Annotated in this window: 23 protein-coding genes; 13 read left to right on the forward strand and 10 right to left on the reverse strand. The window is 45.7% G+C overall.

Features of this window, described 5'->3' with window-relative positions:
- Positions 1–29 precede the first annotated feature (29 nt).
- Positions 30–461, reverse strand: coding sequence for a MarR family winged helix-turn-helix transcriptional regulator (locus H1230_RS01920; protein WP_345773392.1), 432 nt, complete (start codon positions 459–461; stop codon positions 30–32).
- Positions 462–642: 181 nt separating this feature from the next.
- Here H1230_RS01920 and H1230_RS01925 point away from each other — a divergent pair, with 181 nt between their 5' ends.
- On the forward strand, positions 643–1,935 hold the full coding sequence (locus H1230_RS01925) for an amidohydrolase family protein (RefSeq protein WP_239713981.1): 1,293 nt from the start codon (positions 643–645) through the stop codon (positions 1,933–1,935).
- Positions 1,936–1,974: 39 nt separating this feature from the next.
- Here the strand turns inward: H1230_RS01925 and H1230_RS01930 are convergent, their stop codons facing one another.
- The gene (locus tag H1230_RS01930) at positions 1,975–2,538 is read right to left on the reverse strand and encodes a DUF6143 family protein (protein WP_239713982.1); all 564 of its coding nucleotides are present in this window, start codon (positions 2,536–2,538) and stop codon (positions 1,975–1,977) included.
- 434 nt (positions 2,539–2,972) lie between these two features.
- On the opposite strand from H1230_RS01930, the gene H1230_RS01935 reads away from it, so the two are divergent.
- The gene (locus H1230_RS01935; protein WP_239713983.1) at positions 2,973–6,848 is read left to right on the forward strand and encodes a glycosyl hydrolase 53 family protein; all 3,876 of its coding nucleotides are present in this window, start codon (positions 2,973–2,975) and stop codon (positions 6,846–6,848) included.
- 288 nt (positions 6,849–7,136) lie between these two features.
- On the forward strand, positions 7,137–7,661 hold the full coding sequence (locus H1230_RS01940; protein WP_239713984.1) for a hypothetical protein: 525 nt from the start codon (positions 7,137–7,139) through the stop codon (positions 7,659–7,661).
- Between the two features lie 15 nt (positions 7,662–7,676).
- On the opposite strand, the gene H1230_RS01945 is transcribed toward H1230_RS01940, so the two are convergent.
- Positions 7,677–8,012, reverse strand: coding sequence for a winged helix-turn-helix transcriptional regulator (locus H1230_RS01945; RefSeq protein ID WP_239713985.1), 336 nt, complete (start codon positions 8,010–8,012; stop codon positions 7,677–7,679).
- 140 nt (positions 8,013–8,152) lie between these two features.
- Here H1230_RS01945 and H1230_RS01950 point away from each other — a divergent pair, with 140 nt between their 5' ends.
- Entirely contained in the window at positions 8,153–8,506 is a 354-nt protein-coding gene (locus H1230_RS01950) for a DoxX family protein (RefSeq protein ID WP_239713986.1), read from the forward strand.
- A gap of 67 nt (positions 8,507–8,573) precedes the next feature.
- On the opposite strand, the gene H1230_RS01955 is transcribed toward H1230_RS01950, so the two are convergent.
- The gene (locus H1230_RS01955) at positions 8,574–9,605 is read right to left on the reverse strand and encodes an S-layer homology domain-containing protein (RefSeq protein WP_239713987.1); all 1,032 of its coding nucleotides are present in this window, start codon (positions 9,603–9,605) and stop codon (positions 8,574–8,576) included.
- 487 nt (positions 9,606–10,092) lie between these two features.
- On the opposite strand from H1230_RS01955, the gene H1230_RS01960 reads away from it, so the two are divergent.
- The 4 genes from H1230_RS01960 to H1230_RS01975 all read left to right on the forward strand — a co-directional run bounded on the left by H1230_RS01960 (position 10,093) and on the right by H1230_RS01975 (position 12,463).
- Positions 10,093–11,040: a helix-turn-helix transcriptional regulator gene (locus H1230_RS01960; RefSeq protein ID WP_239713988.1), complete on the forward strand. Its 948-nt coding sequence runs from the start codon at positions 10,093–10,095 to the stop codon at positions 11,038–11,040.
- A 65-nt stretch (positions 11,041–11,105) separates the two neighbouring features.
- Complete coding sequence (locus tag H1230_RS01965; protein WP_239717022.1) at positions 11,106–11,663, forward strand: DinB family protein; 558 nt, start codon at positions 11,106–11,108, stop codon at positions 11,661–11,663.
- A 21-nt stretch (positions 11,664–11,684) separates the two neighbouring features.
- On the forward strand, positions 11,685–12,155 hold the full coding sequence (locus H1230_RS01970; RefSeq protein ID WP_239713989.1) for an EVE domain-containing protein: 471 nt from the start codon (positions 11,685–11,687) through the stop codon (positions 12,153–12,155).
- Between the two features lie 95 nt (positions 12,156–12,250).
- Positions 12,251–12,463, forward strand: coding sequence for an S-layer homology domain-containing protein (locus H1230_RS01975; protein WP_239713990.1), 213 nt, complete (start codon positions 12,251–12,253; stop codon positions 12,461–12,463).
- A 161-nt stretch (positions 12,464–12,624) separates the two neighbouring features.
- Here H1230_RS01975 and H1230_RS01980 read toward each other — a convergent pair whose 3' ends face one another.
- The 4 genes from H1230_RS01980 to H1230_RS01995 form a co-directional block, all read right to left on the reverse strand.
- Entirely contained in the window at positions 12,625–14,028 is a 1,404-nt protein-coding gene (locus tag H1230_RS01980; protein WP_239713991.1) for a DHA2 family efflux MFS transporter permease subunit, read from the reverse strand.
- A gap of 64 nt (positions 14,029–14,092) precedes the next feature.
- Positions 14,093–14,842 carry an ABC transporter permease gene (locus H1230_RS01985; protein ID WP_239713992.1) on the reverse strand — a complete coding sequence of 250 codons (750 nt, stop codon included), beginning with the start codon at positions 14,840–14,842 and terminating at the stop codon, positions 14,093–14,095.
- Entirely contained in the window at positions 14,839–15,762 is a 924-nt protein-coding gene (locus H1230_RS01990) for an ABC transporter ATP-binding protein (RefSeq protein ID WP_239713993.1), read from the reverse strand. The genes H1230_RS01985 and H1230_RS01990 overlap by 4 nt, the downstream gene beginning before the upstream one ends.
- Before the next feature lie 61 nt (positions 15,763–15,823).
- The gene (locus tag H1230_RS01995) at positions 15,824–16,495 is read right to left on the reverse strand and encodes a TetR/AcrR family transcriptional regulator (RefSeq protein ID WP_345773426.1); all 672 of its coding nucleotides are present in this window, start codon (positions 16,493–16,495) and stop codon (positions 15,824–15,826) included.
- 583 nt (positions 16,496–17,078) lie between these two features.
- Between H1230_RS01995 and H1230_RS02000 the strand changes: the two genes are divergently transcribed.
- Positions 17,079–17,657 (forward strand): sigma-70 family RNA polymerase sigma factor, encoded by a 579-nt coding sequence (locus H1230_RS02000; RefSeq protein ID WP_239713995.1) that lies wholly within the window; start codon positions 17,079–17,081, stop codon positions 17,655–17,657.
- Positions 17,647–18,621, forward strand: a complete 975-nt coding sequence (locus tag H1230_RS02005; protein WP_239713996.1) for a hypothetical protein — start codon at positions 17,647–17,649, stop codon at positions 18,619–18,621. The genes H1230_RS02000 and H1230_RS02005 overlap by 11 nt, the downstream gene beginning before the upstream one ends.
- Before the next feature lie 77 nt (positions 18,622–18,698).
- On the opposite strand, the gene H1230_RS02010 is transcribed toward H1230_RS02005, so the two are convergent.
- Positions 18,699–19,037, reverse strand: a complete 339-nt coding sequence (locus tag H1230_RS02010) for a hypothetical protein (protein ID WP_239713997.1) — start codon at positions 19,035–19,037, stop codon at positions 18,699–18,701.
- A 287-nt stretch (positions 19,038–19,324) separates the two neighbouring features.
- Between H1230_RS02010 and H1230_RS02015 the strand changes: the two genes are divergently transcribed.
- Genes H1230_RS02015 through H1230_RS02025 form a run of 3 tightly spaced genes read left to right on the forward strand, consistent with a single transcriptional unit; the run spans position 19,325 to position 21,300 of the window.
- Complete coding sequence (locus H1230_RS02015; protein ID WP_239713998.1) at positions 19,325–19,765, forward strand: sensor histidine kinase; 441 nt, start codon at positions 19,325–19,327, stop codon at positions 19,763–19,765.
- A gap of 15 nt (positions 19,766–19,780) precedes the next feature.
- Entirely contained in the window at positions 19,781–20,506 is a 726-nt protein-coding gene (locus H1230_RS02020) for a response regulator transcription factor (protein WP_239713999.1), read from the forward strand.
- Positions 20,503–21,300, forward strand: a complete 798-nt coding sequence (locus H1230_RS02025) for a hypothetical protein (RefSeq protein ID WP_239714000.1) — start codon at positions 20,503–20,505, stop codon at positions 21,298–21,300. Before H1230_RS02020 ends, H1230_RS02025 begins: the two co-directional genes overlap by 4 nt.
- Here the strand turns inward: H1230_RS02025 and H1230_RS02030 are convergent.
- Positions 21,291–21,881, reverse strand: coding sequence for a class I SAM-dependent methyltransferase (locus H1230_RS02030; protein WP_345773427.1), 591 nt, complete (start codon positions 21,879–21,881; stop codon positions 21,291–21,293). The two genes, H1230_RS02025 and H1230_RS02030, sit on opposite strands and share 10 nt — an antisense overlap.
- Position 21,882 lies beyond the last annotated feature (1 nt).

A 21,882-nucleotide genomic window follows, 5' to 3' on the forward strand; every position in this document is an offset into this window, starting at 1 on the left:
GTAGCAGGGTTCTTTTTCAGTTTTATATGCTACATGGTCGCTTTAACTTTGATTAATAACTTCATGAAGGTTTCGCTTTCTTCTTCGGTAAGGCCCTGGGTAATGCTCTGTTCTACTTCCATGAATATGTCGTCGAATTCTTCGACAAGGTCGGCTCCTTTTTTTAATAAGTATATTTTTTTTTGCCGCTCGTTTTCTTTTGGAATCTCCCGTTTAATGTATCCTTTTTTCTCTAACCCTTGAAGCATACTGGTAATGGTAGCACTTGTTCGGTTAAAGTGATCGGCTAAATCCTTCTGGATCAAGCCTTTGTCCTGATTTTCAAAAATGTAGCCCATCATCTGCCCTTGTTGCGCGTTCAGCTCCAATTCAGATAATCGGGTATTCGCCATAACTCTGATCTTCATTCCGATGTCTCGGATCGAATCTGAGTAAGGGGTATGTAAGCCTTGCTTCGTCATCCTGCGCCGGACTCCTTTGCTATAGTTTGAAATCTAATTATAAGACCATCTTAATTTTTGGAGACCTAATTGTCAAAGATAAATTGTTAGAATTCAATTAATCATTAGATTGACAGTTTGAATTCAAACTGTTATATTTCAATCATAAATAAAAAATATTCTAATATAGGAGGACAATACAATGATTACTGCAATCACCAACGTGCGTATTTTTGACGGCGAGAAAGTGATCAGAGCCACAACGGTCCTGATCGAAGGCGAACAGATCCTATCGGTGGGCGGGGAAATACCGGAGCATGCAGCTGTCATCGATGCGGAAGGAGGGACTTTACTGCCGGGACTAATCGATGCTCATGTTCACACTTCCGTAGAGGGCTTGCGCGATGCACTGAAATTCGGAGTTACGACTGAACTGGAAATGATGGGCGGGTTCACGAAAAGTGGTCGTGAGGCACAATTGAAAGGGTTAGAGGATATTGCCGATGTACGATCTGCTGGGATGGCGGTCACATCTCCTGGCGGGCATCCCGATGAACTCATGCCGGGTGATGGGGAAATTCCAGATTTTGTACTGAAGGAATTGGAGAAGATGAGCGAGGAGGATCGTAACGCCATGCTGGCTGCTCATGCGCATGATCACGGGGAGGCGCCCACGGTAACGAACCGAGAGGAAGCCCTGGCATTCGTGGGCGAACAAGTTAAAGAGGGAGCCGACTATATCAAGATTATGATCGAGGAAGGGACGGTATTAGCTGCGCCCGGACTGCCTGTCCTAAGCCAAGATATTCTGAGAGCAGCTGTAGAGGAAGCGCATCGGTATCGCAAGATTGCGATTGCCCATGTATTAACTGCCGAATCTGCCCGGCAAGCCATAGAAGTCGGGGTTGAGGGACTCGCTCACTTATTCATTGACCGCCCTGAAGCCACTCCAGAACTGGTGAGAATAATTGCAGAGGCTGGCGCTTTCGTTACGCCATGTCTCGTCTTGAACTCTTCGATTATCGGTAAACCTGCATCGGAATTGGCGAGGGATCCGCGTGTGAGTTCCAAGCTCAGTCCGGAATGGCTCGATACTCTGAATGCGAGTTTCAATACTTATCCGCAAGGCAGCATGGAAGATAACTACCTGAATGTAATGGACCTTCATCGAGCAGGCGTAGATATCCTAGTGGGTACGGATGTCTCCGTACCGGTTCCATCGCTGGGCGGACTTGCCCATGGAGTTAGCGTACACCACGAGATGCAGCTATTGGTGGAAGCGGGATTCACACCTGTAGAAGCCCTTCAGTCAGCTACCTCAAAAACAGCCCGCCGTTTCGGCCTGAACGATCGCGGACATATCGTGGAGGGGAAAAGGGCGGACTTGGTCTTGGTTGACGGGGACCCAACAGCTAATATCTCGGATACGTTATCGATTCGCGAAGTATGGCTGCGCGGTGTTCGAAAAACAGCAGAGACTACGGTTAACAATTAGAGACGGTGATCAACAGGGGAAGAAAGCAGAGCTTTACAATCATTTAAACGCAGATTTCCTCTTTTCCTCCCACCAGCCGAAGGCAATCTTTGATTTAACGATTCCGGAGCGAGGCCCGGCGAGAAATATGACGAATGAGCCTCCAGGTGGGATAATAAACTTCCCATCTTCCTCACTGACCAAAGTTGCTTTCGGTGACGTCTCCCGGAGAAACACATTCGTACCCCCTCTCGGTATTCCCATTGTTGATCTGACAAACTGTATTTTTACTTTTGGAATTGAATTACGTGAGGTATTGGTAGGACTAACAAGCCGTGAGGTGAGGGGATGTCCGGGTGGGAGGGAATTCAGGAAAACTTTGGCGGGAAAGGATTTGCCAGAGAAATTTGTGACAGTATAGACATTAACAAATAGATTAACTCCTGAATTTTTTGGGTTGATTAAGCCGCCCCATGCGTTTGTCCCGCGTCCAAAAGTCAATATTTGTGTTTGCCCTACAAAGTATTTGCCTTCTAGTGATTTAAATAATGGATTAGGGATAGTGACAACTTCAGGGATTCGACCAAACGCTCTTCTTTTTGAAATAACTTTGCTTGATTTCATGTTATATCACCTCAATTAATATATTGTTCACTTGTTGCGTTACCCTAGCGCTTCTAACAATGACACATCTCTAGCTCTTATCGAAGGCAGCTAAGAATACCTAATTCGATACAGTATCCTATGTCATATAAGGTGCGTTAGAAATAGACATGAGTGGATTTTTTCCGCACAAAAGAAGGAAGCTGTTTCCCGCTTAAACCGGGAGACGGCTTTTTGCCGCTGTGTCTAGAATGTCGCCATCTCTTAGAAAGTAAGGGAGTCCAAGTGAGGTGGAAGAGTGCAACAGTTAAAGTGATTGCTTAAGCATACAAATTGTTCTCTTTTCATACGTTACCTAATATTTTAACTATTGGTATATTGATGAATGTAAGTGGTTACATAAATCGAAAGGCCTTATTTACAATAAAAGATTAGGGTGGAAAGGTGATCAGAACATGAGAATTAAACAAAAGGTTATCTCTATATTGTTAGCGGTGTTGTTGACGTTAAGTTCATTTTCATTCAACATGGGGACTGCTTTGGCTGCAGATTTGAACAGTTCGTATATTGTGAATGGTGGTTTCGAAACGGATTTTTGGACCGATCAATCATGGAGTGTGAACACGGCAAACTGGGATCAAGTAGATATTCAGCGATTTGCCTATGCCGATGATTCCTGGCTCACACCAGATGAAGGAGATCACTCCCTCAAATATTGGATCAAAGATACGGCCGCTGGAAACCAGACGTTCACAGTGCAGCAGACCCTCTTGTCCCTCCCTGCGGGAAGCTATGAGCTCTCGGTCAAGTCGATGGGCGGCGCTGGAAGTGCAGCGGGAAATGTTGAGTTGTTTGCGGGAACCGAGAAGGCAACTATCGCTACTACCAGCGGATATAATGCTTGGGGGACGGTCAGTTTGAAATTTGTTGTGGACCAGGATGCCTCCAATCTTGTGATCGGGGCTAACATAAGCGGGGCTCCCGGAGCATGGGGACATGTGGACAGCTTTGAGTTGAAACCAGTGAGTACGGAAGTGACCCCGCCGGTGGCTGCGGATATTTTTGTGAAGAAAGTGGAAGGACTCCGGCCTGATTTTATCAAGGGCATGGACATCTCTAGTATTATTTCATTAGAGCATAGCGGAGTCGAGTTTTATAATGAGAGCGGAGAAGTGCAGGATATTTTTACAACCGTACATGAAGCCGGGGTTAATTACATTCGGGTACGTATATGGCAGGATCCTTTTGATGCAGCAGGAAATGGTTATGGCGGCGGCAATAATGATCTGGCAACCGCGATTGAAATCGGCAAAAGGGCGACTGCTAACGGTATGAAACTGTTGGTGGACTTTCATTATTCCGACTTTTGGGCCGATCCGGCCAAGCAGCATACGCCCAAGGCATGGGCAAATTTGAGTTTCGAAGATAAGAAAACCGCACTGTACAACTATACTAAAGAAAGCCTGCAAGCCCTGCTTGATCAGGGGATTGATATTGGTATGGTTCAGGTAGGCAATGAAACTAATGGACAATTCGTCGGGGAATCCGATTGGACGAAGATCAGCGAATTGTTTAACGAGGGTAGCAGAGCGATTCGAGAGATCGACTCCAATATTCTGATCGCACTGCATTTTACGAATCCAGAGTCGGTGGGTAGATATGCTTCCTATGCGCAGACCTTGCTGAATAATAATGTAGACTATGATGTGTTTGCGAGTTCTTATTATCCGTTCTGGCACGGCACACTAAGCAATCTGACATCCGAGTTGAAGCAGGTTGCCGATACTTATGGCAAAAAAGTGATGGTAGCTGAAACCTCTTACGCTTATACGGCTGAAGACGGGGATGGACATGGAAATACAGCGCCTCAGAGCTCGGGTCAAGTCCTGGACTACCCCATCAGCATTCAAGGTCAGGCCAACTCGGTTAGGAACGTGATCGAGGCTGTTGCGAATGTGGGTGAGGCGGGAATTGGGGTGTTTTATTGGGAGCCTGCGTGGATTCCGGTAGGTCCGAAAGACAACCTGGAACAGAATAAAAAGATTTGGGAACAATACGGTTCGGGTTGGGCCTCTAGCTATGCGAAGGAATATGACCCTGTAGATGCGGGGGTATGGTATGGTGGCAGTGCCGTTGACAACCAGGCATTGTTTGATTTTGGTGGACATCCGCTTGCTTCGCTGAATGTGTTCAAATATGTGAATACAGGGGCCATCGCCCCCATTGCCATAGATGAAATCAAGGATGTCTCCGTGACAGCGATTGCTGGGGAGTCGATCCATCTTCCAACAGTTGTAAGTGTTACTTACAATGATGGAAGTACCGGGGCGATAGCAGTAACGTGGGATCAAGTCGCGCTTGAGCAAGCCATTAGCCAGGGTGCGGGCAGTTATGTGATTGGTGGAACGGTAGAAGGTGGTCAGGCGGTACAGGCATTTCTCGTCATTAAAAAAGAGAATTATATCGTCAATGCAGGCTTTGAGCATGCCGACAGAAGTATGTGGAAGATCACCTATGGTGAGGGAAGTGAACCGCATACTGACTATCAGAACAAGGTTACAGATGCCAAGACAGGGAATTATTCTCTGCACTTCTACTCTGCGAATGCCGTGTACTTTAGTGTTGTGCAGAGTGTTTACGGGCTGAAGCCGGGATATTATAATCTCTCCATGTTTATCCAAGGGGGAGATGCTGCAAATCCTGATATGAATCTCTTTGCCGTAACGGGTGGCAAGGAAGTGAAAGTGAACACTGGTGTAAACGGGTGGGCGCAGTGGAATAATCCCGAGATCCAGAATATTCTCGTTACCGATGGGACTCTTACGATCGGAGCCAATATCAAAGCGGATGGCGGCGCATGGGGAACGATTGATGATTTCTATTTAAGCTTTGTAAAAGATGTTGAGGAGCAGGAACCTGATCCAGGAGCGGAAACACCGGAGAGCCCTGGGGAGGTACAGCCTCAGCCTGCGATTGTAGGAAGTCAGCCCCAGGTCGAGGCAATCACGATCAATGTGGACGGCGGGCAAACGGGCAGTTCGCCTCTTTCGAACATTACAATTATTCGGACGACCCAGCCGGACGGATCGAAAAAAGACAAGGTGGACTATACTTCTGCAAAAGCTCTCGAGGCCGTGGGTAAGGTTGTTGCCGATGGACTTGATACAGTTCGGCTAGTCTTCCCGGATTCAGAAGACAAGGTCTCTGAGCTCGAGATTGGAATGTCCAAGGACACCATGAAGACATTGGCTTCGGGCAAAGTGAATCTGGAACTGTACACAGACAATGTAAGATTGATCCTTCCACAGCAAACTATAGCCCAACTAGACGGGGAATATCATTTCAAATTCACCCCTGTTAAGAACGCGAATGCGATCAAGTCTGTTGAGGAACGGGCGAAGCAAGAGAAAGTTGTTCAAGCGGCTGCGGGAACAGGGGATATTAAAGTCATAGGCCGTCCAATGACTATTGAGACAGGTGTTAAAGATCATTCGGTAGACCTGATTCTTCCGCTGCCAAGTCATGTGATTCCAACGGAAGCGGCTGAGCGGGAGACATTCCTATCTCATTTGGCGATCTATATTGAGCATAGTGACGGCGAGAAAGTGCTGGTCCAGCCTCAAGTCGTGCAGTATTCGACCGATAAGCTTGGACTGAAGTTCAGTGTTTCCAAATTCAGTACATTTACTGTACTAAATATAGACAACTGGGCAGCATCCCAGCAGAAAACATCCGCACATCAACCCTATATGCATGGGTATCCTGACGGCACATTCCGAGCGGATCAATCCATTACGAGAGCTGAAATGGCAGCGATCTTGTCCCGGGTTGGAGCAGGTCAGAACTTAAATATCCAGACCGTAGATTATAAGGATAAGAAAGATTTCCATTGGGCCACAAATGATATTCTTAAAGTGACCTCGGAGGGATGGATGACAGGATATAAGGATGGCACCTTTGGACCGAATGTATTTATGACTAGAGCCGAAATGGCGGCGGTTGTGGTACGCTGGATGAATCTGACCGGAGACTCGTCTTCGTCATTCCCGGATACCACAGATCATTGGTCGTCTCACAATATTGCCCTAGTTCAAGAAGCAGGTTATATGAAAGGGATGCCGGACGGAAGCTTCGGGCCGGATAAGCTATTAAGCCGCGCAGAAGCGGTAACCATTATCAATAGAGTATTGAAAAGAGGGCCTTTATTCGGTAGCCCGACTTCAGCTTGGTCTGATGTGACCCAGAACTATTGGGCATTTCATGACATTGAGGAAGCGACCATCAGCCATAGCTACACCACTCGGGTGGATGGCGGAGAAGAGATCGAATAAGGGACTTCGTAACCGGTGATTGCTCGTTAAACGAGCGTGCGAGCTCCGGCTTCATGGAGACAGCCCCGCCACAACGGTAGAGCACATGATCGTGAAGTGTAACGCGCAAACTTAGAGTATGCTAATCCAATAAGAGCCCTTTCCGCTGAACTTTCAGCAGAAGGGGCTTTGTTTTGAAAAAAGTTAGTTTATTTTACAGCATCCTTGAAAGTCACCAGAGTCATCGTTACGTGGAAGACTTGCAAGATATGCTAAGATAGGTAACAAGTTTAATGAGGGGGTTGACTAATGAAGATGGAACTTAACAGGCAAATCGCCAGGAAAATAGGTATTATGCTTGAATCTCATCTTATTTGGTATAAGCACTATTACTTCTTTTGTGATGAAGTCATTGAAAACATGGATAGACCTCCGTATTGGATCATCGAACTTGGAACCAAAAAGTATTTAGGGGATGCAGTGTACATTGTAAATTCGTACGCCTTTTCGGAACCATTCGAAGCTTTCCCGGATTCGTTATATGATTTTCATATAGGCTGTCTGTATTTAAGGTATGAACGGAAGGAACTATCATGGGCATCGTTTCTGAAAGAATCGGGTGATTTTGCAGACAGTTATCGAGCAGTGAAACAGGACTGCCAATTTTTCTACTATATGCTCAATGATTATCAGGACAGTGAATACTCACTGGATTTAGAACTTAAACAAGCAGAGCTAGTGAAAAAAGAGTTTATGAATGAAATTTATGAGGTGCAAGATATGTATACCCCATTTGTTGATTATTTTCGTAAGTATATGTTATCCCAAAGGTAAATGGCTCCGTCGTAATCAGATATCTTCCCCATATAATTCGTTCAAATGAGCGATATGATCCACTCCCCAATCATTCATGGCCTGCAATAATGGGGTTATTCGTTGGCCGTATGACGTAATGGAATATTCAACTTTGGGAGGGACTTGCGGATAGACTTCGCGATGGATGATATCTTGATACTCTAATTCCCTTAGTTGCTGAGTGAGCATTTTTTTGGTAATGTCCGGGATCGCCTTTTGAAGTTCGCTGAATCTCATGACACCATTGGCAAAAAGGCGAAGCAGGATCACAGGTTTCCATTTCCCGACAAGAAGTTCCAGCGCCGTTTCGAATTTACAATAAGTAGCCATTAAGTGTCCTCCGATCCTTTATCTTCCTAAGGTTTCTTTTTGTATACTATGTTTATTTCAAGTGCCTACTTCCCAATAGTCACCCCATAAAATAGTATAGTCCTAGGTGTTGAAGATGCACAAGGAGGAGCGGAAGAATCATGAATATGGCCTTATGGATTGTGCAGGGAATCTTGGGAGCAGGCTTTATTTTTTCTGGTTGGATGAAGGCGTTCCAGTATGAAAAAGCAAAGGCGTCCTGGCATTGGGTCAATGAGGTTTCGAGAGGATTGGTTTTCTTTATTGGAATCGTGGAATTGCTTGGAGTCCTCGGGATCATTGTGCCCCAAGCGACGAATATTGTCCCTGTATTGACGCCGATTGCCGCAATCGGGCTTGTTATCGTTGTTCTCTTTGGAGCGTTATTTCATATTAAGCGAAAAGAATACCAAGAAATTGGCGTGAACATCGTTTTCTTGGCTTTAGCCCTATTTGTCGCAATAGGCCGCATGTGAGTTCTTGGAAATAAAAAAAAATCCCCTCTACCATTTCGGCAGAAGGGCACTTCTATCACTTCTATTCTTAATGATTTGCGAATCCTTTTAAGATCTCATGCACTTGGCTGACCATAGCAGTCGCGTCTGTGCGGGTGATTCCGTCCTTTGGGTTAAAGTTGCCATCTGCGTCCAGTTTCACGATCTTCAAGGAAATCGCCGTCTGAATAGCTCCTGAGTTTAAGATATCGATCTTGTCGTTATCCTTGATCTCTACCGGAATCAATTTAAGCATTGGCAATTGGCTGCTCGTTTGGAGCGTATGAACCAGCAGATACGTGAACGATTCGCGGGTCATTTCGGCTTTTGGATCGATCTTGATCTGCAGGTCCGCATCCGGTCCGACGGCTTCTTTGATCAATTGAATGGCTTGCTCTGCCGTAAGGATCTCGCTCACAGCGACTGGCGCCGAATGTGCCTTCAGGTACGCCAGCGCATTGCTAATCTCTACGGCTGCCTCGGCCCGAGTAATTTCTTGCTTGGGATTAAACTTTCCGTTTGTATCCAGCTTCACAACGCCATAGTTCAAGGCGCGCTGGATCGAACCGGAATAATCAACCTTGACTTGACCTTGGTCTTTAAATTCAACAACAACAGGCTTCACCATCGGAAGTTGACCACTTATCTCTATCGCATGAATGAGCTGGTGTGTGAATTCTTCGCGTGTTAACTTCTGGTTGGGCTTCAAATCAGTGGGCAGATCCAGTCCGTTGACGGCAGCAATAATGAGGGCTTGCGAGTACCAAGCGGAATCGCTGGCATTTGCAAAATAGTCCGAAGCCTTGGGCTCTTTAATGAAGCGGACCAGATCCAGATTCAGTCCTACCGCATTGACGATCATTTGAACGCCTTCAGCCTCCGAGATGGCAATGTGCGGACCAAACAAGTAGGTGCTGATCCCTTTGATCAGGCCACTATTTTGCAGGGCTATGATTTTCTCTTTGTCTTGAACGTTATTTAAATCTTTGAAGGTTGCGGCGGAAGCAAATTGTTGTCCAGCAAAACTGAGAGTCAAGGCAGCGGCAGCGGTTATCGTCATAATCTTGAATGTTTTCTTCATTTCTTTCACCTCGTGTTGTAGTCTGTTGTTTATTTGTGATTTTAGACGTGCGATTGTACAAAAAGGTTACAACAAGATTTATTTCCTATAACTTGTTAAAAAACGAGGTTACTAAGAACTATCAGATCTCAATAAGAACATACAGATATTATGAGAAAATCGGATTGCTTCAGAGCTTGAAGAAGGAAGAATCCAAGATCTATTGAATGAATTTCGGAAATTTATGATTCAACAAATCCGAAAGAGTTGAAGCGTATCCTTAATGAGGAGAGTAATTGTCGCTAGCTGTCTGTTTTTTTCCAAGACATGGATTCGTCTCTGGAGTTACCATCTGGAATTCTCAAATGGAAGACTCGCGACCCCTTGTCCTGTATAGTTAAGCTACTCTCTGCAAAAACGAACATTCCTTTAAGAATCACAAAAGACAAAGAGGATATCACTCAAAAAAAAGGAAATAAATGAAATTATTAGGAAAGGGTGCAGCCTTATGAACAAAACGGATCGTTTGTTAGCTATAGTGCTTGAGCTCCAGCGTAACAAAGTGTTACGAGCTGAGGATTTAGCGGCTACATTTGAAACAAGCGTGAGAACCATCTATAGGGATATTCAGGCTTTGAGTGAAGCAGGCGTATCCGTGATAGGGGCGCCAGGGCAGGGCTACTCCTTAATGGAGGGGTATTTCCTGCCGCCGGTCAGCTTTACAGTGGAAGAAGCCGTGACGTTACTCATCGGGACAGATTTTATCGAGCAGTGGTTTGATGCCCATTATGGCAGTAAGTCTCGAACTTCTAGAAGGAAGATTGAAGCTATCCTGCCGGAATCGGTCCGCAGTGAGGCAACTCGGATTCGCAAGAGCTTTCGTCTGATTGCAACTGCTGAAGATGCAGCACGAATACAAGAGAAGGCCTACATAGAAGTGATTCGTCGAGCGATATCGGAGGGAAGGAAAATATACTTCCACTATTCCAAAAGAATCGCTGAAGCCGATGGTAACCGTCAAAGTTTTCGTACCGTTGCCCCTTATGGACTTGTTCTTCTGAATGGGGCATGGGTGGTTACCGGATGGTGTGAACTGCGTCAAGACATCCGTCATTTCCGGTTATCCCGGATGACGGAGCTTATCGATCTGGAAGCCAGATTTGAGCTGCCAGCAGATTTTCAGTTAGATGAATACCAGCCTCCAGATGATCGCAACGTTCTTGTGCGCATCCAGGTCCAACCTGATATTGCCGAAAAGGTAAGGGAGTCTAACAATTTCTATACAGAAACCATAGAGGAACATCCGGAAGGATTGCTGATGACCTTTCGTGTTCGGCAGCCTGAGGAATTGCTGCAATCCGTGCTCGGTTGGGGAAGCGGAGTGGTTGTGCTGGAGCCAGAGTCCTTTAGGCATCGGGTTAGAAATGAACTGGAGAACATGTTGAAACGCTACTGACATAAGGGTGTCAGTAGCGTTTTTGTATACTTGGATAAAAAGATGGCTGAAGGAGCTAATATATGATGAGTGCAACAAAGGAAGCATTACAACGGTTCGAGGAGACCGCGACATATTATATGCATGAACTGGATCAATACAATATGGAGCAACTGAAGCAAAAGCCAAGTGACGACGAGTGGTCCATCGGACAGATGGTTCAACATCTTATTAACTCGGCGCTTTATATGCATCTTCCTAATATGGATCGATGCCTGGTGCCAAACCAAGACTCTTTGGTATCTCTAGCAGGAAAAACCGAGGCTGGTGCAGCTATATTCGCTCAAGAAAGTTTCCCGCCCATTCGTATTCAGGTTCCGCCTTCCCCGCAATATACACCGGCACAGCCAGAAAGCAAAGAGCAGCTAATTCAAGGATTACACACGGTCATCCAGAGAATGAAGGAGATTGAACCTACCCTTGAACAAACGTCCAAACAAAATACAGTGTCCCATCCACGATTCGGCGGACTGTGTGCGAAGGAATGGTTTCTGCTTGTTGAAATGCACTACCGTCATCATCTTCTGCAGCTGAACCGCTTAAAACAAACCTTGGTGCTTGAAAGTGACACAACCATTTTTTGAAAAAGGGAGGGCGTTTGAGATATGCAACTGGATAAGATAAGCCAACAAAGCCGCTTCTGGATTGGTGTTGTGTCTGCATCCCATGTGAAGCGTGGAGAGTTGGGTGGGTTCGCCCAGCTCTGTCATGGTAAGTCAGCACCATTACGTAAGATGCGAGCAGGCGATTGGTTGATCTACTACTCCCCGCGTACAGAAATGGAAGGGGTGCCACTTCAAGCGTTCACTGCTGTCGGAGAAGTGGCTGATGATCAAGTCTACGAATACCAAATGTCCCCTTCGTTTGTATCATTCCGTAGAAATATCAGCTATATTTCATGCCGGAAAGTACAGATCAGAGATTTATTAGAACAGCTTAGCTTCACGCGTGTGAACCGAAATTGGGGGTATTCTTTCCGTCAGGGTCATTTCGAGATCGGTCGGGAGGACTTCCTGATGATTGCCAGTACGATGCTGAGCAGTGAGCAGATAGAATATTTTAAGGACTTGCCGTAATAGACAGCGTGCAGAACCGTACCATAAGTGAAACCAGTATTTTGCGATCAATATAAATAGCCCAAAGACTCCTGACCATTCGTGGTCAAGGGTCTTTGGGCTATGAGCAAGCAGTCGCTCAAGCCGTACAAGCAGACATTATTAACGCTTATGAGGATAGAAGCTTCCGTCCGAACGCAGAAATTACACGTGCCGAGATGGAAGTAATGATCGCGACGGCCTTAGGTCATTCTAGTGAAGCAAATACAGATTTAACAAGAGCTGAGGCGGTTACTGTTCTACTGAACGGTATTGGCATAGAAGAGTAAATAAAAAATGATGGGTTAGCGGATCATGGTATGTGTAAAGTAAATAGTAGAGTGTTAATGAATACATTAAAGGGTGCCTTCTAAGGCACCCTTTAATTTCGTTGTTATAGTGTTACGCTGGACCGTATCATAAGTAGAGCGAACATTGTATTAGGATACTTTTAAGCGGCTTTTGCTTTCAAGGGGTCCTTGCGTTTGATGAAAAAAGCTAAAACCAAGGCGATAACGGCAGCTCCGGTAGTGACCATCGAAGCAACATTCATCCCGTGTATTAAACTGTGCACATCACCTGTCTGTCCCAAGCTTCCTCCATTATAGCTCATCATGATGGTGATGAGCAGCGCGGTCCCGATGGAACCGGCTACGGTTCGCAAGGTCGTGTTAACGGGAATCCCGTGCCGAATCAACTCGGGAGCCAGTGAATTCATGCCGCTAGTTATGACAGGCATTATAGTCAGACTCACGCCAATCATCCGGATCGAATAACCAGTCATCAGAAAAGCATAGGAGGTTGTCTCCGTTAAATGGGTAAATAACAAGGTGGATATGACCGTTAAGCTTAGTCCAGTGATGACCAGGAATCGGGCACCGAATTTATCGAATAACTTGCCTGCTATGGGCGACATGGCCCCCATCAGGATCGCACCCGGCAGCAGCATCAGTCCCGATTTAAGTGCTGAGTAACCAAGCATGGTCTGCATATAGATGGGCAATAGCAGCTGCGCGCTCAGCATGATGATCATCAGGATCATACTGATTACCGTGGCTAAGGTGAACGAACTGCTCTTGAATACTCTTAATTCCAGCAGAGGGTTATCCAGAATGAATTGCCGCCATACGAACAGACCCAGCGCTAGGAAACCAACCGCTAAGGAGACAAGAACTTCCGCGCTTTCCCAGCCTTTGCTGCTGGAGATGCTGAACCCGTATAATATCCCGCTGAATCCAAGAGAGGATAGCATCACGGATAAAGAATCTATTTTACTCTTCACTTGCTTAGTTACGTTCTTAAGTAGAAAGATGCCGACGAGCGTAATGAACAGTGTGCACGGGAACAGAATATAAAATAACAATCGCCAGGAATGATCTGCTACCAGCCATCCGCTCAGGACAGGTCCAATCGCCGGAGCAAAATTAATGGCTAGCCCAATCATCCCCATGGAAAACCCTCGTTTGGCCACCGGGATTAGAATGAAGGCCAACGTTTGCACCAAAGGAAGCATAATCCCAACCCCAACGGCCTGCACAATTCTTCCGCTGAGCAATAGGCCAAAGTTCGGTGAGACCGCGCATAGGAGAGTTCCTGCAGTAAGCATCCCCATGGCAAATACAAATACTTGTTTGGTTGTGAATCTCTGAATTAGAAAGGCCGTGATTGGGACGACAATGCCAGTCACCAAGGCAAAAGCCGTCGTAAGCCACTGGGCTGAACTTGTTGAGATTTGAAAATCCCCCATAATATTCGGCAGTGCGGTATTGAGTGAAGACTGATTTAGCAGCCCCAGTATAGCGCCGGTAATTAGGATCGCCATGATAAACAGTGTTCCTTTGGGTGCCTGTTCCATTCTGTTACCCTCCAAGATCAATTTGTGAGATGAATTAGTCAGTTACGGAATTTCTCCTGAATCCTTAGGTTTGGTCAGCATAACGCCACCAGGCAAGTGTGCCTATAACACCGATGCAACCGGTCAAATAAGGAAGTGCAAGGCTAAACGCCTGCAAATGGCTGCTTGCGTCCCCGGAACCGACGGCGAGAAGCGCGGGAACTGCCCAGGGAATATATTCAGCGATACCCATACTCCCGCTGAGATTAGCAATCACCATGGTTAGCACGACAAATCCCAGAGGGGAGAGATAACCACGCCCAACACTGGCGATCCAGGCTACGGGTATGCATAAACAGATAACCATAAGAGCGAGCCATACATACCCTGTAAAGCTTTGGGCAATGACCTCAAGACTCCAGCCATCCAACTGGACGAACCAGGCAGTTAACCCTCCTACGGCGAACATAAGCACTGCCAGTACCGCGCACCAAACGGTGGCAACGATCAATTTAGCGGCGGCCACTCCGTAACGGGACAGCGGAAGTGCCAGCAAATCCTTGACCGTGCGGTCTGAATATTCTCGGCCAAAAATCCAGCTATACACAAAACCAAATCCGATCAACCCCCCGATCGAAACAGCAGTACTCAGGTGATTCATGAAACCTGGTAAATTCGTTTCCCCCTCAACAGCATTCTGGGAGCCAATTAAGCCGGAAAAGGTGAGTCCGAGTATGACCGGCAGCAGTGTGCTGGCGAGCAACGAAATCCAGAGTAGTTTGGAGCGGCGAATTTTCAGGCTTTCCGTCCATATTGCGGTTGAAAGTGGGTTCATCCTTTGTTTCCTCCCTCGATTTCAATCCTTCTAAGAAAATAGGTTTCCAGATCCTCTTCCTGGACGGTAAGCTGGATTGGCGGCATATGCGCATTCACCAGCAGCTTGGCGATTCGGTCCGGATTCGCTATCGCATGACCCTCAGGGAGCAACAGCCCGTCCTCGGACATCATCACCTTATAGCCTTCCTGAGTCAGCTTTAACCGAGCTGCTTCGGGATTTCGGGTCTGTACAAGCAGGCGTTTTTGGAGGAACTGCTGCAGATCTTTTACATCTGTTTCCTGCAGCAGCTTGCCACGGTGAACAATTCCGATCCGCGTTGTCAGCCTCGCGACCTCGCCCAGAATATGGCTGGAGATAAAAATCGTTACCCCGTGATTGGCAGCAAGCTCGCGGAGCAGTTGCCGGACTTCGACAATTCCTGCCGGATCTAGTCCATTGGTAGGCTCATCCAGAATCAGTACTTTCGGATTGTGCAGCAGCGCCTTGGCCAAACCCAGCCGCTGCCCATTGCCAAGTGACAAATTTCCGGCTTTACGGTCCCGGTAGGAGGTAAGCTGAAGCTTATCCATTACAGAATCGATGGCAGCGCGATCAGGTATGCCTCGCAAACGGCGAATGATCTCCAGGTTCTCCAGAACGGTCAGTTCAGGATAGGAGTAGGGTGTTTCCACCATATATCCTACGTCTGCCCACAGCTTATGACTGCCAGCATCCACACGTTGTCCGAACAAATAAGAAGAACCAGAATCGGGCCGAATCATACCTAGCAGCATTCGTATGGTTGTCGTTTTGCCTGCCCCGTTCAGTCCCAGGAATCCGTAGATTTCCCCTTTGTCAACATGCAGTGAGATTCCCTCAACCGCTGGATTGTTTCGAAAATGTTTAGTTAGACCTTCTGTCTGAATAATCGCATTCATCAACCCGCCTCCTTTTAAATCTAACTAGTTGTTTATATTTTGTGAAAATAAAAACCATCTTTTAAAGTAAAGACGGCTCTATGACACCATGAATTATAAATTTCGCAATCTGCTCAATCGTCTGTTCTCTTATCTGTGGCGAGTCCAGCTTCCCTAGCATATTCCCATACCGGGAAAAAGCCTGAATAGTCGCTGTGGTCATATTCATGATCAGAATCGGAAACATAGCCGGATCAAAATCCTGCCGGATGATTCCAGACTTCTTAGCGGTTTTGGCGAGCTCATACAGTTGGGTAATATCATCAGGACGGTATGTGATTTGATTCCATGTCTTCCAGTCTTCCGCGGCCTCCCAAGAAAGAATCTTCAGATAGCGCGGGTGCTCCAGAAGAAACTCATAGATTTCTCTTGTAATTGTTCCCAGGAACCGCCGAAATACCACAGGGTCCTTTATAAGATTATCGTTCTTCAGGAAGTCAGTAATTGTCGATCCTGTAGCCTGATCACCTATCTGGTCGGCACGTTTGACGACTTCTGTATAAAGTCCCAATTTGTCGCCAAAATACTGATAGATCATACTTTTATTGTACCCGGATGCCTTGGCAATACCATCAATTCGTGCCGCCGAATAACCAAGCTCAGCAAATATCTCCTCTGCAGCGTCAAGGATGATTACTTTGGTTCGGGCAGCATCGTAAGTTCGCGAACTTTTTTTACGCTCCGTGGGCTCTATGTTTTACACCTCTTTTTTAAAACTAACTGGTTGGTTGAATTATATTGCGATATTGAAGAGAAGTCAAGTGGAAATGACGAAGCATTGGCATTCATTATACCCCAAGCGAATACTCACGCTGCTTATGCAGGAAGAATGTATACTAGGCAGTCTTGTGAAGGAGTGAGAACTTGATGAAGGTTGCAATCATAGCAGCCGGCATTTCAAAGTTGACGTTTTATTCTTGGTGTTCATTTGGGGAGGGTCTATATCTTCTTGACAGCATTCCAAATCGTAGTAAGATGAGGAATGATGGAAATAAAATGAAATAATGGGGGAATCCTTCGTCCCTTTCCGGGAAACAGATGAATATAAGAAAGCACAACAAGGCGATTTTACTTTAAGCGATATACGTATCAAAAAGTATAAAGATGAGATGTATCTGAACATCGAAGATTTAAAGACAGCTGGCCTGATTGAGTCTAATTAAGGTTTGTGAAAATAGCGACCCTACTTGGGTCGCTATTTTAATGATTCTCAAGAGTGAACCTTTTTAGCAAAACGAGCCAATACCTGTTGTAAGACCTGAATGGAGGCCGGCCCTATGAAGGACCTAGACTTGACCCTTTGGCTTATCCGGATGAGCCAGGGTGATGAACAAGCATTCCAAGTCGTTTATGAATCAACGCACGATCATGCTTACAGATTAATCAGCTATCTCGCTCCGAGGAAAGAAGATATTGGAGAGATCATGAGCGAATTATATTTTGAACTGTTCAGAAGTCTGAATAAGTATGATCCGGAACAGAGTTTCGCTTCATGGTTTAGTGGTTTGATTGTCAGACAAGTGCGGAACTGGAAGCGGAAGGAGTGGCGTCTTTTTCGTATCACGGAAAAGCTGATGCAGAGTACTACCAAATCGTCCGACCCAGCGGCAGAGCTACGGTTGACGGCTCTGAGCGACCGACTGGACTTGCTTCCAATCTTGCAGACGCTACCGCTCAAATTCAAGGAGGTTATCGTCCTTCGCTACTACCAGGATTGCTCTCTGGAGGACATTGCCAAATTGTTGAAGATTCCGTTAGGCACCGTAAAATCTAGGCATCATCATGCACTTAAGCATTTACGCCACCGATTTGATCAACAGGGTTTGCGAGAGGAGGGGGATGGCTTTGTCTATTGAGCAGCAACTAGTAGAGGCGTTCGAACAAGATTCCCGGAAGTGTCCTTCCGACCTGGATACTCGAATTGCGGTGGAATACAGGCAGCAGGTGATGCGACAAAGGGGAAAATCATTCATGCCTAGAACAAGAAAAATGCCAAAATTCGTTTTGATCGCCATCATATTTATCTTGATTTGCGGATTCAGCTATGCAGGGAGCAAGCTCCTATTTGAAGATAAAACGGATACGTTCTCTATCAACTATCAAACTGCGCAGGAGTTGCATTTTGAGCAAGGCGATATAGAGAAGATTCGCGGTTCGCTAGAGGAAGTTAAAGCACAATTGAACCCCGGAGAAACAGCAGTCGTATACCTTCAAGATTATGACATACAGGTTGCGGGAACACCGCTTGTCTTTGGCATCAATAAGCCGATTCCTATCCCGTTAGAGGATTGGAAAGCGACATTGCAGCAACACAGCATTGAGGAAAAGCTTCCCGAATCCATTCTTGGAACATTCAACTTCGTGGAGGGCATGGAAAACTCGCCCTACCAATTTAGTTTTGGCCCGGATGGTTACCAGCTTCTGAATGAGATGAAAGCTGAAAACAAGAAGACAGGAAGTGAGTTATTGTGGCGAAAGGCAGATCTATCCAAAGCTGAACCTGTTGTCCCCTATACTTCCGTATATCGTAATTCGAGTAATGAGACGATCTATTTAACCTGGCAAATTGCCAACGGTAACCCTGATCTTAAGATGTTCCAAGTAGTTCCGCCCAACACAACCTATGAGGAGATCAATATAGGCGGCTTAACGGCACATTATATGTTGGACGATCAATCGCTGTTCGGGCAGAGCAATATTCATCAAGACGTAATGTGGCTCAAAGAAAGCGGAGGCAAGTCGGTTATCTATCATGTACAGACCGATTCTACGAAATTGACCAAAGAACAATTGATTGAGGCAGCAAAAAGCTTGTTATAAGCATTTAGAAAAAGAACGGTTGAGCCATGAACAATGGCATCAGCCGTTCTTTTTTGTTTAAATAAAACGATTTATTTCTAGCTAGTCGTATATTTCCGTATCAAAGTGGCCAGCTCGTCCCAAGTCTCACATTGATCCCAGTGGAACGATTCTGGCAGCTGATACGTGTCCTCCCATGGCAGTTCCTGCAGGAATTGCTTTAAGTTCTGTTCCACACAGATGACCTGCATAAGGGTTCTCATCCGAAATTGCAGCGGATAGCGCATCTCTTGGGAGATTGGCTGGAAATAGGTCTCTGCCATGTAATCGACCAACGCTTCCCCTTTTTCCTGCTCCTTGTGCTGGTTCCATACCTGTTTAATTCGTTCCGTTAATTGTCGCCAAGGAGTGTCTTCGCGCGGATATACAATTCCCATGGTTGCAGCATCCTTATAGGTCCATAGTGCCCATGAGACATCATTTTCCTCGCATAAATCCAGCATATCCTCAATAATAGTTACTTGGAAATCAATATCCTCTTTCTCAAATACTAATCCAAGCTCACCGCACCAGATAGGACGCTTATACTTCTCACCGGAGGTCGTTCAGGAAATCCAAGTCATCGAACAACGCTGCCTCAAAGTGTATGATAGACTGGACGTAGTGCATCAGAAAACCCTGAAATCCCAAATTAGAACTAGAGCCAGTCGCTCTGCACGAGCTTATGGAGAGTGTGCTGGGCGAGATGCGCTTGGAGCTCAAGCCTATTAAAGTAAATTACACTCGACATCTGCGTCATCTAGTAATTATGGCTGACCCCTACTATTTCTCACAGGCTGTTGAGAATATTCTGTCCAATGCGGTGGACGCCCTGCAGCATGTTCCAGAGAAATCGCGACTGAACGAGATTGAGACCAATATGAAGAACAAGTGGGTGGAGTTGATTATTCGCGACAACGGCATCGGCATAGCGGATGAGGATATAGGGAACATTTTTCAGCCGTTCTTCTCTTCCAAGCCTACGGCCACGAATTGGGGAATGGGGTTGTCCTTATGCCATACCATCATAACAACACACGGGGGTAAGATCAGTGCTGCCAGCAGACGAGGCGAAGGTAGCTCGTTTCATATTGTCATGCCTCTGCTTTCGACTTCAAATAACTAGGGGGCGAACATCAGCATGAGCATTCCAGCCATTAAGGTGCTTATCGTAGAAGACGATAACTTGATCGCCAAGCGCTATCAGATGATTCTAACCAAAGACCCGCAGATAGAGTTTGTCGGGAGGGCCGCGAGCGGCTATGAGGGGACAATGTTGGCAGCGCTTTATAAACCAGACATTATCCTAATGGACATTGAACTGGAGGACAAGCAAGCTGGACTACGGGCTTCATCGGAAATATTGAACTATATGCCGAACGTCAAGATTGTCATGCTCACCGTCTGTGAAACCGACGATACGGTTTTCCAAGCATTTGAATTGGGTGTAACCAACTACTTGCTCAAGAACATGCCAGCCGAGGCCATATTGAAAGCTGTAAAAGATGCCTATTATGACATGTCTTCGCTGCATTCCAACATCGCCGGGAAGATCACCCGGGAGTTTAAGCGGATCAAGACGGCGGAGGACAGCCTCATTTATAATTTTCATATCCTGACGAAGCTTACACCTACAGAACTCGAGGTTCTAGATTTACTGATGAAGGACTACAGCCGTCAAGAAATTTGCAAAGAGCGCCATGTGGAGCCTTCTACGCTAAAATCCCAGATCAACAGTATCCTGAAGAAATTCAATAAAAACAGTGTGCAAGAGGTGATTCCTATTCTGCGTGAATTGCATATTCCACAAATTCTTTCACAGCGTAAGGGGAGCCTGCCATTGGGAGCGAATGGAGAGCAACTATGAAGATGAAATCATGGATTGTTATATTTATTTCAATACTAATCATTAGTGGGTGTGCCAATCCCGAAGCCAAAAGATTTAAGAACAATAAAGTTGTGCAAGCCGAAATTAAAGAATTGATTGTCTCCAAGGGAGCGGAAATGTACGGTCTAGAACTCAAGCCTATCATGGAAGGTATGGAGTTCGGTCGCGGACCTGCGCTCCCCTCCGTGGATAGTACGAAACTGGTCGTACCAGTAAAAACAACAGGAATTCCTGAATTCACATTTAACGCTATCGTAGATATTGGGGATACAGAAGCTGGGGAAATCGGAATAAAGGGTGTGGATATTTATGGAAACCCCAATGGATTAGGTTATCTAGGTAACTTTCTAATGTCTTATGTCTTTAAGACAAAGTTCCACAAGGAAATAGATGGAATATTGAATTATGATAAAGGTATCTATTTAGATAGAGTGATGGTTCAGTCCAAGGCATCTATCTATATTGAGGACGAAGAGGAATTAGAGCAAATGATGCGAGCAATAACTGCAGACTATACTGCTGGAAAGTTCAATAATCCAGACGAATATACTTATCTAATAGATACGTATGGACTCGGGGGGCTGCCACAAGTATTTATCAAAATGGATCAAGCCTCTGATTCGGCAGCAACCGAGGAAAAATTCAATAATCTTGTTGCTTACATGACGAACAATAAGGATCTTCCCGCTGCTGAATATCATATTAAGACCTATTCTACCCCAAAAGATGTGTCCACCTTCTCCAAAGTTCTGGTCATTGGTGATCAACAGTAAACCGCTTGCTGCATACGTCTGAACTCAATGAGCTCAAAGTCCTTAAAGATGGTTTTAATTTTGTCCTCAGTGTAACCTAATCCACCCTTAAGGCTACGTTGCCGATATACCTCCCAATCGGTCATATCTGCACCCATGCTGCCTAATGCAAAGCATACTAGCCCGAAGGATCCTCCCGGTTTCAAACTTTTGTTCACCATATCAAGAAAGCTAACTCTACGATGGGGGAGGATATGATGGAAACATCCGCTGTCATAAATAAAATCATAGGTTTCGGACTCCAGGTTAAGATCGAAAATATTATGGCGAAGAAAATTGACATGCACATGGTTAGTCTTAGCTCGTTCTATTCCCCAATTTATTGTTTCCTGAGAAATATCAACTGCAGTAACCTTGCAATTCTGTTGAGCCATATAGACAGCATTTCTACCCGCTCCACAACCTAATTCGAGAACCTTTCCTGCTTGTATGTGTCCGTCATGAAAGTATTGGACTAAGTTTTCATCTGGCGCATTCACAAAAAAAGGCACGCCTTTATTTCTGTCAGCATAGAAGTTATCCCACCATCCTATAATCGATATT

It is taken from the genome of Paenibacillus sp. 19GGS1-52 (genome assembly GCF_022369515.1).
GTDB lineage: Bacteria > Bacillota > Bacilli > Paenibacillales > Paenibacillaceae > Paenibacillus_AQ.